The 14664-nt window shown below is 48.6% G+C and carries 9 protein-coding genes; 3 read left to right on the top strand and 6 right to left on the bottom strand.

The window, feature by feature from the left end; genetic code table 11:
- The first annotated feature begins 488 nt into the window (after positions 1-488).
- Positions 489-1529, top strand: coding sequence for a cobalamin biosynthesis protein CobW (gene cobW, locus NG795_RS25780; RefSeq protein ID WP_367291466.1), 1041 nt, complete (start codon positions 489-491; stop codon positions 1527-1529).
- 197 nt (positions 1530-1726) lie between these two features.
- On the opposite strand, the gene NG795_RS25775 is transcribed toward cobW, so the two are convergent.
- On the bottom strand, positions 1727-3349 hold the full coding sequence (locus tag NG795_RS25775; RefSeq protein ID WP_367291465.1) for a hypothetical protein: 1623 nt from the start codon (positions 3347-3349) through the stop codon (positions 1727-1729).
- A 599-nt stretch (positions 3350-3948) separates the two neighbouring features.
- On the opposite strand from NG795_RS25775, the gene NG795_RS25770 reads away from it, so the two are divergent.
- Positions 3949-4830 carry a DUF1361 domain-containing protein gene (locus tag NG795_RS25770; protein ID WP_367291464.1) on the top strand — a complete coding sequence of 294 codons (882 nt, stop codon included), beginning with the start codon at positions 3949-3951 and terminating at the stop codon, positions 4828-4830.
- 3 nt (positions 4831-4833) lie between these two features.
- Here NG795_RS25770 and NG795_RS25765 read toward each other — a convergent pair whose 3' ends face one another.
- Positions 4834-7305, bottom strand: a complete 2472-nt coding sequence (locus NG795_RS25765; RefSeq protein WP_367291463.1) for a putative PEP-binding protein — start codon at positions 7303-7305, stop codon at positions 4834-4836.
- Positions 7306-7443: 138 nt separating this feature from the next.
- On the opposite strand from NG795_RS25765, the gene NG795_RS25760 reads away from it, so the two are divergent.
- A complete protein-coding gene (locus NG795_RS25760; RefSeq protein ID WP_367291462.1) occupies positions 7444-8139 on the top strand; it encodes a ComF family protein in 696 nt (231 codons plus the stop codon).
- On the opposite strand, the gene rbsK is transcribed toward NG795_RS25760, so the two are convergent.
- The 4 genes from rbsK to NG795_RS25740 form a co-directional block, all read right to left on the bottom strand.
- Entirely contained in the window at positions 8129-9055 is a 927-nt protein-coding gene (gene rbsK / locus NG795_RS25755) for a ribokinase (protein ID WP_367291461.1), read from the bottom strand. The two genes, NG795_RS25760 and rbsK, sit on opposite strands and share 11 nt — an antisense overlap.
- Positions 9056-9115: 60 nt before the next feature.
- Complete coding sequence (locus NG795_RS25750; protein ID WP_367291460.1) at positions 9116-9610, bottom strand: hypothetical protein; 495 nt, start codon at positions 9608-9610, stop codon at positions 9116-9118.
- A 155-nt stretch (positions 9611-9765) separates the two neighbouring features.
- Positions 9766-11547, bottom strand: coding sequence for an SWIM zinc finger family protein (locus NG795_RS25745; RefSeq protein WP_367291459.1), 1782 nt, complete (start codon positions 11545-11547; stop codon positions 9766-9768).
- Between the two features lie 167 nt (positions 11548-11714).
- Positions 11715-14357 (bottom strand): two-partner secretion domain-containing protein, encoded by a 2643-nt coding sequence (locus tag NG795_RS25740; RefSeq protein WP_367291458.1) that lies wholly within the window; start codon positions 14355-14357, stop codon positions 11715-11717.
- Positions 14358-14664 lie beyond the last annotated feature (307 nt).

Below are 14664 nucleotides of genomic sequence, written 5' to 3'. Positions count from 1 at the left end.
ATGAATGGCTTTAGGGGTTTATAGCTCGTCTTAGGAAAATTGACCAATGGGGTTGGAGGGAGAAGCAGTTATCTGTTGAAATAGTGATTATAAAATCCTGAAGTTCTGGGAGTGCCGCACATTGAAGCCATACCGGGTTGCCTGAAACAAGGACCGATTGTTATACTGCTTTCAAGTGACAGAACAGGGATATAATTGTTAACTATTAGCCCTCTTACAGATTTTTTTAGGATTAAACCCATCTAATTGGGACATTGTAGTTTCATCCCCTCACTCTTTCCTGCCCCTTCCTTGTAGGGGGAAATTTTTTTTCGTCCTTACTGCTATCTTTCCTTTACAATTAATGACGAACCGCTTTTCAGTCCCGTCTCCCCCATTTCACCGTTCGTCTATTTCCTGGCATTTTATGAAAGGTTAAGAAATATATGAGTAGGGAAAAGGGGTTAGGTCAGAACAGCTAGTTTTTTTCCTTTATCTGACATAAACCCATGCATAAAATTCCTGTTACCGTAATCACGGGTTTCCTCGGGGCTGGCAAAACCAGCACTATCCGTCATCTCCTCCAAAACAATCAAGGACGACGCATAGCCGTCCTCGTCAATGAATTTGGCGAAGTTGGCATTGATGGCGAGTTTCTCAAATCCTGTCAAGTGTGTGACGAATCTCCTGCTACCGATAGCAATATTATTGAACTGACCAACGGTTGCCTCTGTTGTACCGTTCAAGAGGAATTTTTGCCCACCATGCAGGAATTGCTCAAACATCGCGATCGCCTCGATTGTATGTTAATCGAAACCTCCGGACTCGCCCTCCCCAAACCCCTAATTCAAGCCTTTCGTTGGCCGGAAATTCGCACCGGGGCCACCGTCGATGGCGTGGTTACCTTGGTCGATTGTGAGGCAGTCGCAGCGGGTACTCTCGTGGGGGATCTCGACGCCTTAGAACAAGCGCGACAAGCTGACCCCAGCTTAGATCATGAAACCCCCATCGAAGAGTTGTTTGAGGATCAACTCGCCTGTGCTGACTTAGTATTACTGACCAAAGTCGATTTAGTCGATGCTGAAACTCAAACTAAAGTGATCACTTGGCTGCGATCGCAACTGCCCCCTCACGTCAAAATTGTTCCCTGCAAAAGCAGTGAAATTACCGCCGACTTACTCCTAGGATTTAATGCTGCCGTCGAAGACAACCTCGACAGCCGTCCCAGTCACCACGACACTGAGGAAGACCATGAACATGATGATGATATCAATTCAGTGAACATTATCCTCAACCAAACCTTCGACCCTAAGACCTTAGTTAGTCAACTCCAAAACCTCGTAGAAAAATTAGAAATTTATCGCATCAAAGGATTTGTTTCAGTCCAGAATAAACCCATGCGATTAGTATTACAAGGCGTCGGCAAACGCTTCGACCACTTCTATGATCGCCCCTGGCAAGAAGCCGAACCCCGCCAAACCCGCCTAGTCTTCATCGGACGCAACCTCAACCGCGAGCATATTTTAGAGGCGATCGACCCCAGTTCATAGTAACAACTGAAGTCGTTCCGGATTGTTCGTAGTAACGACTTCAGTCGTTCCCTCTTAGTTCGTAGTAACGACTTGCTGTCGTTTCTTCCTCCACACCAAATCTAGTGCGTCAGTTCTAAAAACCCATAAAAAATTACCTACCGCTTTCCACTCTGACGCACCCGAATTCCATTCCTCTTGTCTGAAAAAATCCCCCTCTAACCCAACAAACTTAACCCTTCCGGCGAATGTCTTACATCCCAAAGAGTATCGGACAAAGTTCCGGCTTCAACCGTTGCCAAAGGAAGGGAAGTCATTGAAGCGATCGGACTATCAAAGCACTCAGGCGGCAAATCGGGAAAAAGTGGAGCCGAAGGAGCGCGCAGAAACCAAGGGACCGACCCTCCAGGGGCTGGATAACTATAAATTAAAGAATAAGGCGTGGGATTTGTCAGTTCATCAGACGCTTCTACCATCAGAACAAGATTCTGGGAATACAAACCCTGTTGAATTAACTGATCCGTAACCACCTCAAGAGAAAGGCCATTCCGATCCGTGGGATTCAATTCCGCAACCACCGCGAATGCTTCCGGAGGAAGAACCGTTGTTTCAATCGGTTGATTCACTTGAGTTAAAGCGTGGTTATCCAGTCCAGTCCATAAAAACTCAAATCTTAACGGTTGCCGCACCGAGTCCGGTAAAAAATCCGGATTGACATGAATGATTTTGACATTAATATTTTCACTCAATCCTGGGAATTCCAACCTAGAATTCCTCAAATATTCTAGACGATAATAATCTATCCGATCCTCAGTGGATAGCACCCCATCGGCTCGCGCCGGATTAGCAATTCGAGTCTGTTGGTCATTGAACCAAAAGCCTAATGGAACTTCCCCTAAACTGGGAGCCGTTGCCAGATTATTTTTTAACGCTTCTGCCTGGTCCACTAAAGGTGTTGCTTTGCGGAGTTCCTTAAATCCAAAGGCAATAAAATGGGCGATCGCTTCTCGGTTGGTTAACCCAGCTTGCTGCAAATCGGGGTTACTGGCTAAATAGGCATTCACATCAAAATACGGTGAAGCCCTCCGCCCTTCATCTCGCCCAAAATCTTGAAAATGCTCCACCAATTGCAGATCATCAAAACCGCCTAAGTCTGGATTATGGCTGCGATAGAATGAACTGAAATACACCAGATTTTCTTGCCAAATATCGGCCACCTGGCTGACAAAACTAACCCGTGATCGCCGACTTCCCTCATCCACCCCAAACCGAATAAAATGTTCTACAGCCTGTTGGTTCGTAAACCCAATCTGCTGGAGATCAGCAGAGTTCTCCAGATAAGCCGTAACGTGAAACGATGAACTCCCTCGGCGGCCTTCATTAATCCCAAAATTAATAAAATGCTGAAAAAGTTCCTGATTACTCAGGGGGGCTAAATCCCCATAGCGTTGTTGGTAATAATCAGCATTAAAATATTCAGGACGGACCTGGATTTCATCCGTCGTTGATCTCTGCTGGCTCGGATAGAAAAACTTAGTAGAAATCACCAAATCCGTCTGGACTCTCAAAGGCCGACCTTCATCGAGTCCAAAATCTCGTAAATGCTCGAAAGCCGTTTTTAAGCGAGTTTGTGGGGAATTAAAAGCCGCTTCATTAGGATAAATCTCGCAGTTCCAGTCCGCATAAGTATCCAACATTTGGGGCGTTACCCATCGGGAAAATTCTCGTCCCTCAACCAAACCAAAGGTGACTAAATGTTGTAAAGCCTCTTCATTACTCAACCCGCCTAGATCTGGATTAACGCTGCGATAGTAGCTGGGGTCGAATAGCTCTAATGCCATAATAATTTCCTAGGAAGTTTACGCTGCTCCTACACTAACTGGCGGATCGGGTTTCGTCAAATTGGAGGCCATTCGGTACCCCCCTGACCTGATCCAAGATTCAGGAAAAATCCAGGAAAAATATTTAATTCTTAACTTAAGTCAAAAACCCGTGGTAAATTGTGGACTGATTTTTCTGGATTACCCTGCAAATCAAGCGATCGCTGAGATGTCCTCACTTAAGCGCCTAACAGGAGGCAGACCCTCCAAAACAGCATAACTCGGCAGAGCGAAGTTACGAGGATGAGCGGGGACTGGGGGATATGAGCGAGGATTGAGTTTGTATATATAGCAGTTCCCAGACTCATCAGGTACAGATATTTAAAGGAGTGCAAGCATCTTGCTCGCTATCTCTATACCAGGATGATTTACTATACCCGAATGATTTAGACGCGCTATAGCGTGTTGCCTTGAGCGCTTACCTGATTAGTCTTTTTACATACCACAAAATCTCTAAATTGTCAAGAATATCCGCAATTTGGCAACTCTCAGAATGGAGTGAATATCATAGTAAGGAAGGAAACAAGCTTTATTGAAAGAATCGCTGAAATAAAAAGCCTATGACTGCTCAATTGATGGACTGGATGACTGTTGCATGGGGAATTATGCAAGGGAATCATCGCTTTATGGTGTGGAATACGTTTTTAGCGGTTGTCCCCTTAGCGTTGAGTTTTTGGTTGTTTCATAAACCCCGATCGCAATGGTTGCGGTGGGGGGTGTTTCTCATTCTAGGGGCCACTTTTCTGCCAACTGCGGACCGGGTTTTCCGGACGGGAATTTTTCTGCTGCAACGAATCAGTGCCGATTACTTAATCTGGATTCTCATCCTGACTCTGATTTTGATGTCTTCGGAAATTTGGCAGTTGCGGCGCAGTCAAAATAGCCCAACGGCTTCGCGATCGCTGTTGTGGTGGTTGGGATTTGTGGCGTTTATCGCCTTTTTACCCAATGCGCCTTATGTCTTAACCGATGTGATTCATTTAATTAATGATATTCGCGCCGGACACTCGGTCTGGATGATTACTTTAGTCTTGATTCCCCAGTTTCTGATATTTATGATTGTGGGGTTTCAATCTTACGTTTTGTCCCTGATTTATTTGACTTGGTATATGGAACGGTGGGGGTTACGTCGGTTTACTGCGCTGGCGGAACTGGTGATACATGGGTTGACGGCAGTCGGGATTTATCTGGGTCGGTTTCAACGGTTTAATAGTTGGGATATTGTGACAGACCCGGATATTTTAGTCCGCAGTGTGATGAATGATTTGATTGGTCGCCGTCCGGTTTTGGTGATGATTGTGACGTTTGTGGTGATTACGGTTTTATACTGGTTATTTAAACAATTGACTTTGGCGCTGATGCACCGCAATAGTCAGCCCAAAAGTGCCTGGAGTCCAGTCGCCCCTGTGGAGTCTCCCGCAACGGATTCGGACGCGCAATAAGGCTTAGAACGGACAGTCCCCGGAGTCACGACGGGCCATTTCTAACAGGATGCGCTGTTCGGACCGGGCGATCGCCTGATGAGTACGGACGATCGCCTCGGGTTCGACGGAAATTCCCTCAATTCCCCAGCGCACTAGAGTATCTATTGTTTCCGGATACCGGGTGGGTGCACCGCCACAAATCGCACAAGGAATTCCTGCGGCTTTTGCCTGTTGAATCAGTTGATGAATCGCCCTCATCACTGCCGGATGACGGGGGTCAAACACATCGGACATTTGCTGATTTTCTCGGTCTGCGGCGAGGAGTAACTGGGTTAAATCATTGGTCCCGATGGAAATTCCCTGGACTCCGGCTTGCGCATAATCTGGGATTAAAAATAAGGCAGAAGGCACTTCTGCCATGATCCAGAGTTGGAAGTCCCGAACCTGGTCGAGTTTGAATTGTTGCACCCGATTCCGGCAAAATATAAATTCTTCGACGGTTCGCACAAAGGGAATGATTAATCGCAGGTTGGTCAACCCCTCCTGTTGCAGTTTGGCTAGGGTTTCGAGTTCTAAATCAAATAATGCCGGGTCGAGGAGGTAGCTAAATGCGCCATGTACTCCCAAGGTTTGGGCGCTGCGACTGGGGTTGATGCTGGTTTGTCCGGGCGATCGCAGTCCGGGTAAATCGTACCCGCGCAAATCTAAGGACCGATAAAATACCGGACGAGGAAAGAAAAATTTGGCGACGCGCTTTAAGGGTTCGGAAATTCGGTGGATAAATTCCTGGCTTTTGTGCCGATCGCGCCATTGGTAGGGGTCTTCGGATTGGAAAATTTCCAGGGCCATCATTTCCGATCGCAATAAACCCACCCCATCTAAGTAGGCATCCGCAATTCGGTCTAAGGAACTCGGATGCGACAAGTTCACCATCAACTGTGTCGCGGTGGGAAAGGGTTGAGCACAGGAAGCGGTTATGGGGTCAGACTCGGGTAAAAGCATGGGATGAGGTTTTGAAACAACAGAGGCAACAGGGTGAGGCGATCGCTCAAGACTGGGTTGGACTGTTCCGGCAGTGAGTACAAAAATTTCGCCGGTATCCCCATTAACACAAATTTCCGTGGCGGTGGCGATCGCTTGGGTCACTCCAGCAGCCCCCACTACCGCAGGAATGCCAAATTCTCGGGCAAGAATCGCCGCATGACTGGTCATTCCCCCGGATTCGGTGACCACTGCTGCTGCTTGTCGGACGATATGCAGCCAATGGGGGACTATTTCTTTGGCAATCAAGATCCGTCCTGGGGGGATATTTTCCAAGACTTCCGTTGGGGAGGGGATGCAATAGGCTAATCCGACGGCGACTCCTTTGGCAGCCCCTGTTCCGAGGATCATCTGGGGCATTTCTTCTCCCGCGATTGCGGTTATCGGGGTCGATTTTGGGGCTGCTGGCGGGTCTAAGGGGGGCCGGATTGCCAATGAGGAGAGGGGATTTCCCACTTCCACTCCGGTGATATAGATCTGTGCTGGGGACTGTTCTGTAGCTTTGACGAGGGTCCATTCTAGGATGAAGTGGCGGTCTAAGTGACTGCCAAGGTCTCGGGCGATCGCCCCCAAAATTTCCAGTTCACGGGGTTTGAGGGCAAATTCCTGTTGTTGTTCGTCACTCACCACATAGGGTTGAAGACAACTGTAGGGACTCGGCAAGCTAATTTCTGAGGTGAACTCATCCCCTAAGGTGGGGTTCACTCTCAGTTCATAACTGAGGTGTTTGTTCCCCAAAATTTGGGCGATCGCATTTCCACTGTGGGAGTGGATTTGATACCAATCGGGAATCGCCTCTCCCAGTTTAATCGAGAGGGCCAATCCCCAGGTGGCTTGAATTTCACAGTGCGCTTGGGTATAGGTGAGGGTTCCGGAGGTAATAGCAGGGTGTAGGGGTTGCACCACCACCGCTAGATTTAGGGAACGCAGTTCAATCCGCGATCGCTGCCAATACAATAAACTTTTAGCTCTAAATAACTCCGCCCAAGTTTGCAAGACTCCCAGAGCAATTTCCTCTGGATCGCACCGGCAAACATAGCTTTCCACTAACCCCGAAAATTTGAGCGGACTGGGGGTATTTTTCGGGAGGGTGACGCTAGGGGAAAGGATTAACCCCGGGGAATTCAGTTGTTGCGCTGCCATTGCCAAGGTATTGATCCACTGCTGGGGTAACTTTGCCCCCATCATTTCTTCCCGGATATGTTGGGCGATCGCCTTTAGCTGTCGGGGCTCATCCACATTCAGATGCACCGAGGAACTCAGGAGCTCGGCAAACAGGGGTTCTTCCCAAGGATAGGTTTCTAAAAACTCTCGCAATGCAGGGGCTGCCAACACAAATCCGGGCAACACCGGATAGCCCTGTTGCGCCATCTGACTTAAATTAAAGGGGTTATCCCCCACTAACGACCGTTGTGAGGGTTGAATTTGGTCAAGCCAGTAGAGGTGATCCACAATCAAGCAAGCATTCGGACATCCTCTATCATAGTCTGGGTGGCTCCCTTTTGCATCCCTTCACAAAACTGGGTCAAATCGCAGCAGGGGCGAAGAACCGTAAGATGAAAAGTTAGTACAGGCAAGGGAAGTTCAAAGATGATGGGAAATTGGTCGGCAATGGTGAAAGGGTGGGTGAATTTGTTTTTAAAACCCAATTGTCCCTTGTGCGATCGCCCGGGAAAACCGCTGCTGTGTCCGGGTTGCGATCGCCAGTTACAGCGCCAAAAATTCTCGGTGAAGCAACGGTTATTACAGGAAACCCCTCCGGTGTTGATTTGGGGTCGCTATGGGGGGGTGATGAAACGGGCGATCGCCGTGATGAAGTACCAAAACTGCCCGGAACTCGCCCAACCCCTGGGGTACGCCCTCGCTGAAACTTGGTTACAGTCTCCCCTGGCAAAAGCGCAGGGACTGACGGTGGTTCCCATTCCCATGTATCCCGACAAGCAACGAAAACGGGGATTTAATCAGGCGGAATTACTGGCAAAAAGCTTTTGCGAACTGACGGGATATCCGTTAGAACCTCGGGGTTTAGAACGAGTGCGCGATACGGAGGCGTTAAATCAATTATCCCCGGCACAACGCCAGCAAACTCTCGCGAATTCGATGACGGTGGGGGCCCGGTTGCGCCGCAACAAGCCGAAACAGGGGGTGATTCTGCTCGATGACATTTATACGACGGGGGCAACTTGTCAAGAAGCTATCACAACCCTGTCTAAAGAGGGGATTTCAGTATATGGGATTGCGGCGATCGCCACGACTCAGCCTGTAGATCAACCCATCAAGTCTTGATTTTCCCCTCCCGGAGAAATTTCTCGAAGGTGAGGCGACTGGGTAAGGCGGATTGAGCACCGGGTTTCGTGACGGTTAAGGCACCTGCGGCAGCCCCCCATCTTACCGCCTCGGGTAAGGGCAATCCCTGGGCGATCGCCACTGCCAATGCGCCATTAAAGGCATCCCCTGCCGCTACGGTATCCACTGTTTCCACTTCAAAGGCGGGGATAAAAAACTGTTCTTCTCCCCGGGCACAAAACACGCCTTTTCCCCCTAACTTGGCGATCGCTGTTCTAACTCCCCGGTTTTGCAATTCGCGGATTGCTTCCCGGGCGGTTTCCACATCTCTCACAGCAATTCCGGTGAGGAGACTCAGTTCGGTTTCATTGGGGGTAATGATATCAATTAAGGAATACAATTCTGGGGGCAGTTCTCGGGCAGGGGCGGGGTCTAAAATGACCGGAACTCCGGCATTTTGAGCTTTTTTAGCGGCTGTCAAAACGGCGGGGAGGGGAATTTCCAATTGTAATAATAATGCTGCCGCAGTGGGTAATAAATCCGTGAGGCGATCGCAGTCTGACTCATTGATGCGATCGTTAGCCCCGGGAACAATCACAATGGTATTTTCTCCCGTATCCTCGACGGCGATCGTGGCAATTCCAGAGGTGGTGCTTTCATCGATGAAGATGCGATCGCACTTCACCCCAGACTGTTGCAAACTCTCCAACAGTTCCCGTCCAAAATTATCTCCCCCAACCCGTCCAATCATCCAGGTTATCATCCCCAATTTTGCAGCAGCAACCGCTTGATTTGCACCCTTGCCCCCAGATGCCGTAAAAAAGCTAATTCCCGCCAGGGTTTCACCCGGTTTCGGCAGGCGGTGGGTGCGGGTAACTAAATCCAGATTGATACTCCCAAACACCAGAATATTCATTGTTGCCCTCTCCCTTCACCTAAACCGCTGCTATTTTAACATAAAGGCTGTCCATCCCTTTTACATTAATTTTTTTTCTTCGGCTTGGAACAACTCTATTAAAAACTGTTTAGACCCCTTAGCTTCCGGTAGAAATCCAACCCAAGGTAATGCTAAACCAAAAATTAACATTCCCACAGGAATTAAGAACAAGGGGTCAAATTCTTCTTGAAACAGGACCGCTAAAAACATCAAAACACCTTGTCCAACTATACCCAGCCAAACGCACATAAAAATCATCACCGCAGGGTGCAGTTTCATTTTGATTTCGATTTGACTGCCTCTGCCGTGGGGCTGAATTCGACCTTCAATCTGGGGTAAAAAAGAATTGCGATAGGAGATGATTCGGGAAATTTTGAAAGAGTGTTCGCCGATTTGTCCCTGGTAGGGTTTTTCCGACCTTTTCCACTGGAACTGTATCCCTTGAGGGGGAGGTTCCACAACTCTCATTAATTTTTTTTGGACGTCATCGGGACTGAGATAAGTCGTAATCGTAAACCTTTGAGAGGGAAACATACGCTCACCTATAGGAGATTGGTGCTACAATTATGGCATAAATTAGAACACTTGTGAAGATTATAAGTCAGAGTATATTCACTTATTTAACATCAAGGGAATGCGGGGGATACCGAATGCCGGAAAGACTTCCCCCTCGCCAGATAGGATGATACTTAGTCCAAGCGCCTATCTTCCAGCATCCCTCGGAATTTGTGTTTGCGGGCGTGGGTTTGTAGCAAGTCTTGACGATAGGTTTTCCAAGTATCCCACTGGTCTTTTTGAATGTAAGCAGCCCGGACTTTTTTCAACCAGGCGATCGCCTGATTATAGGATTCAGATTTTTTGCGATCCAGAATCGATTCTGCACGGGGTCGTGCATTTTCTATCACCCAGTCTGGACGGTGTTTAATTGCGGCATCCATGACCCGATGTAGCAAATCTGAATAATAATCACTTAAGTTGGTTACGCAGGCGATCGCCTCATCAATTAGCCCTTCATTTAGGAAAATATCCACCTTAACCTCAGTTTTTCCCCAAGTCGTATATTGCTTGAGAGCATTTAATAAATCTGGTTGAATTTTGGACCAATTTTCACCCGTTAATTCTTTGATTCTGAAATAATCTGTAGCATGAGGATTATCATAAAAGGCTGATTGTCTCGCCTCCAGTTCTACCTCAGTATTTCCTAATTCTTCGGCTAAATCAGCGGTCCAGCTGGCGAGTTCATATTGGCAATTCCCCGGTAATTTCAACCCTATTTTTCCGACTTCCAGGGCTTTGCTGGCTTCCCCATTGCTGCGTAAGGTTTGACCCAAGGATAACGCTTCTTCCATCGTTTTCATCTGGGTCTGGGCGGCTTCCATTGCTTCGGCAGTTCGTCCTAAACTGCCCAACATGGTCAGATATTGTTTCATTTTGCCCTTTGCTTTAGCCAGGTTCAAATACTCCTGATATCGCTCTTGGCGATCCAAAATTTTTAAGCGAATTAATCCCAAATCCGGGGAAGAATTGGTAAGCGACTCTTCTTTAATTTCAGGTTGGGTTAGGGTTCCTTTGAGGGCTGCTACTAAATCGGGATCATCCCATCCTTGGGTGAGGGATTCTAAGCTGAGGGCAAATTCGGTACTCCATTCATCTTGGAGGGTTTCTAATCGCGATCGCCACTGTTCCACCTCACTGGAACTGAGGGAGTCGCTGAGAATTGCTTCGGCGATCGCCTCATCTAGGGCGATCACAATTTCATCCGCATCAATCCCATACTGTTCCACCCGGTCCCAATCCGCTGCACAAGCTGAGGCAATGGCTTCTAACACGATTAAAGCATTATAAGTCTCCCCGATTTCTATTAACCCTTGAACATTATCAATTAAATCTAATAACTCTTCGGTTACCGGGTCGTCTTCCCCATCTAAATTTTCAAAATACCGCATCCCCTCATATAAAATATCCCGTGCCTGCTGCCGAAACGGGGCCGAATTTATGGGGGAAGGTCGCTGGTTTTTGGACAGGTTGGCTGTGCTGCTTCTTTTAGTTTTTAACGTAATATAACAGTCAATTTCATCCATGAGTTGTGGATTTTGTTGGACTAATTCTTGCACTAATTCTTGGGTTTGGACCAGGGTTAGCTGATTGAGCAGTTGGTCCAAAGTTGGACGCTCTTGAATCGCTTCTGGTTGCCGCATCACCACAAATAGGGTGGCAACAATATGTTCACACCATTCAGACTGATGATATGCACAAGAACAAGTCACCGAGGTCAAACCGCCCTCATCAAACCCGACCCGAACCCGATAGGGTTGGACTGCTTTACCCATGACTTCGGCATTGAGTAAATTGCCTCGCAGGGTCACTGCGGTTACATTGCCAGATTCATAATCCGACCGACCTTTGCTAAACAATTCAGGGAGGGATTTTTGGCGAAGGAGGGGTTCAGTCAAGTCAGGAGTTTTAGACATAAAGCAATCCAATCTGATGGGTCCGGAGAAATTGCCGGGTTGTTAAAGAATCGGGAGAGCGTATCCTCATCCGCTTAGGGAATCAGAATGGCCATTTTCTCTCGTTCCTATCATATCCAGGTATGGTGTGACTCGCAAGACTGATTCCCAGATATTAACAACCGCGATTATTCAATTCGTTGACACTGTGGCGATCGCCACCCGGAAACAGAAATACTTCCCTCGGGTATCGCCGTAATTAACTCGATCGTTCCATCGGCATCCCGTCGCCAAGCGGTAGCTTCCTTGAGTCGGAAAGACTGCTTTTCCGGCAAGGATGGGGTACGACTGCCAGTGGGGACAAAAGTAACCGTTTCCCCCTCTAAATCTTGGGAAAAGTTGCGTAAATCATGCCAAATTGGTTGGGTTTGAAGGGGTTGAGTCGGGTCCGTGGGTAATCCTCCCCGTCCCGAAATGGTAAAAGAATTCTCATCGGATAAGGCACAACCGACGAAGTAATTATCCCTCGCTTGCCCCAGCATTTCGGGTAATTCCACCAATCCAGTGGAGGGATTGACATCGGGGGTATTAATTGTGACACTGCCGCTAAACTCCGCCCCGAGTTCGGAGGTGGCGGTAATATCACTTTGGGGTGTGAGTTCGGTGCGAAAGTTAGTCCCCAAGATGCCTTGGGCGGCGATCGCCACGCGACCCCCAAAACTGGCGCTGGAATTGGCAGTGATATCGCTATTCTCTACAGCAACTAAGGTATCCGTGGCGATCGCAATATTCCCTCCCGTTCCACTCCCACTGGCATTGGTGGTAATTCCCCCTTGATTCCGCAAGCGAATATCCCGAGATTCAATAAAAATATTCGCCTGATCCCCTTGTACCGTTTCTGCGGCGATCGCCGCATTGTTGACCAGAATCTGCCGCGCCACAATTTCCATATTCCCAGCAACGCCCGTACTCTCACCACTGGCCGAAATAATCGCGCGATCGCCCAACATTAACTGTCCCGTCTGCAACCGCATCGTCCCCGCATTCCCCGTTTCTGTAGAAGCAGCAAAAATGCCCGTGGGGAACAGCGTTCCAGACTCATCCGTAAAGAAAAATCCCCCCTCCGTTGCCGGAACTGAACCCGATAACACGATCGCCTCCGTTGCCAAAATCTCCAAATTTCCCCCATCCCCCGCACCAAATGTACCCACACTAATCTGTGCCCCATCCCGCAACATCAACCTCGGCGTTTCAATCCGTAAATTATCCCCATTCCCCTCTCCCAACGTATCACTAAACACAATCACCGGATTACCTACGCGATCGACTCCTCCAAATTCCATCACCTCCGTTGCCTGTAATCGCACAGGACCTCCATTCCCCGCCTCAAAGGTGGTACTGCCCACATTCGCCCCATTCAGAATGCGTAATGCTGCCGTCTCAATCTCTAAACTTCCCGCATTTCCCATTGCCTCGGGGTCTACGGTACTTTCCGCCCCCGTGGGTCTTAGCACATCGTTACTGGAATTCAACCCATCAAAAACCACCGACTCCACTGCGCGAATGATTAAAGGTGCACCATTCCCTCTCCCCCGGGTTCCGGTGATCATGCCCGCCCCATCTTTGACCAACACAGAACGCGCCTGAATCTCGATACCGCCTGCATTTCCCACCCCTTCCGGTGCCACATCGGCCGAGGCGAGGGTGATGAAATCCTCTCTCCCTTGTCCATCAAATATCACCGACTCTCGGGCGGTAATTTGCAGTTTTCCCCCATTCCCTTCTCCCGATGTGCTAGTGGAAATCCTCGAACTGGTGGCGGAAAAGGTGGTGGTATTCAAGGTGATGTTCCCGCCATCTCCAATTCCCGTGGGTTGAACTTCATTGGCGATCGCACTCTCTGCGGTTAGCACAATATTTCCCCGAGTGTCAATGTCGATATCTCCTGCTTGTCCACCCGGTTCTCCTAACCCTTCCCCAATCCCCCCGCGAATCTCAGACTGACCGGAAATCAGCAGATTCTCCACCTGAATTGAGATACTTCCACCCCCTGCACCGGCCACATCCACTCGCGCCTCATTCGTGAGAGTAAGTGGCGATCGCCTCACGGATTCCGGCAGTTTTAGGGCGTTTCCTCCTGGTAATTCCACCACTCCCGCCTCGGATATCCCCCCCAAACTCACCGTCCCACCGGGTGCCAGTAATTGTCCTCCCTCCAGGGTAATCTCACCCCCCACCAGGGTTAAGGTTTGATTCGGCAACACAGTCAGGACTGAATTTCTCACAACAATACTCTCAGGATTCGGTCCATATTGTAACCCGATGGGGACATTCACACTCAGAATTGGCGATGAATCAGGGTCCGTAGCGCTAAAGGCGCGATCGCCTGGAAATAATATACGGTTAGCGGTACTCCCAACAAAGGAACCGCCCAGATTGAGACTCGCATTCGGTCCGAAGGCGATGCCACTGGGATTAATGAGAAATAAATTGGCGCTACCATTGGCGGCGATCGTCCCATCAATTTGGGACCGTTTGCCTCCTGTAATCCGAGTAATAATATTCGCGATCGCCGGAGAATTGTTAAAAAGTGCAGCAGTTCCCGTCGGGATGGAAAATTCCTGGAAACTATGGAACAAGTTACTCCCGGCAGCAGTTCCCCCCTCAATCGTGAGGGTATTGCCGTTGATCTGCACTCCGGAAGGATTCGGTAGGGTATTATCCGGGATGACTTGTGCCTGAAGGGATTTCTGCCATAGACCTCCCTCAACGAATAGTAAGGCACTCACAACACTGAAAATAGATAGATAATAATGACCCCAATTGATCATGGTTTGCCAACTCCTGACTCGACTATTTTTGTTTATAATTACAAAACCCCCTAGTTAATCCCGGATAGGCCGGACTTCTTTGAAAGAACCGAGGGCGTTTCTAGGATTCAACCCAGAGTTGTAGCGCATTTTCTCCTAGTGATTCGGTCTTATTAATCAAAGGGAATAATGGTGATCGGCTAGAGTAAAGGCATTATTATTCTCCCTTCCTCTCCGATTTTCCATCACCTATCTGAGTTGGGTATCCGGGGCGACTCTTCCCCAGGACAGATGTCATTTGTTACTTCTTTATTATAGCGTGGATTGG

This window comes from Laspinema palackyanum D2c, assembly GCF_025370875.1.
GTDB classification, from domain to species: Bacteria; Cyanobacteriota; Cyanobacteriia; order Cyanobacteriales; family Laspinemataceae; genus Laspinema; species Laspinema palackyanum.
Note: the sequence above shows the minus strand (reverse complement) of the source record. Positions and strands in the feature narration are given on the sequence as shown.

Excerpts from the sequence above, each read along its gene's own strand:
- cobW (WP_367291466.1), top strand. The coding sequence starts at position 489 with ATGCATAAAATTCCTGTTACCGTAATCACGGGTTTCCTCGGGGCTGGC.
- NG795_RS25775 (WP_367291465.1), bottom strand. The coding sequence starts at position 3,349 with ATGGCATTAGAGCTATTCGACCCCAGCTACTATCGCAGCGTTAATCCA.
- NG795_RS25770 (WP_367291464.1), top strand. The coding sequence starts at position 3,949 with ATGACTGCTCAATTGATGGACTGGATGACTGTTGCATGGGGAATTATG.
- NG795_RS25760 (WP_367291462.1), top strand. The coding sequence starts at position 7,444 with ATGATGGGAAATTGGTCGGCAATGGTGAAAGGGTGGGTGAATTTGTTT.
- rbsK (WP_367291461.1), bottom strand. The coding sequence starts at position 9,055 with ATGAATATTCTGGTGTTTGGGAGTATCAATCTGGATTTAGTTACCCGC.
- NG795_RS25750 (WP_367291460.1), bottom strand. The coding sequence starts at position 9,610 with ATGTTTCCCTCTCAAAGGTTTACGATTACGACTTATCTCAGTCCCGAT.
- NG795_RS25745 (WP_367291459.1), bottom strand. The coding sequence starts at position 11,547 with ATGTCTAAAACTCCTGACTTGACTGAACCCCTCCTTCGCCAAAAATCC.
- NG795_RS25740 (WP_367291458.1), bottom strand. The coding sequence starts at position 14,357 with ATGATCAATTGGGGTCATTATTATCTATCTATTTTCAGTGTTGTGAGT.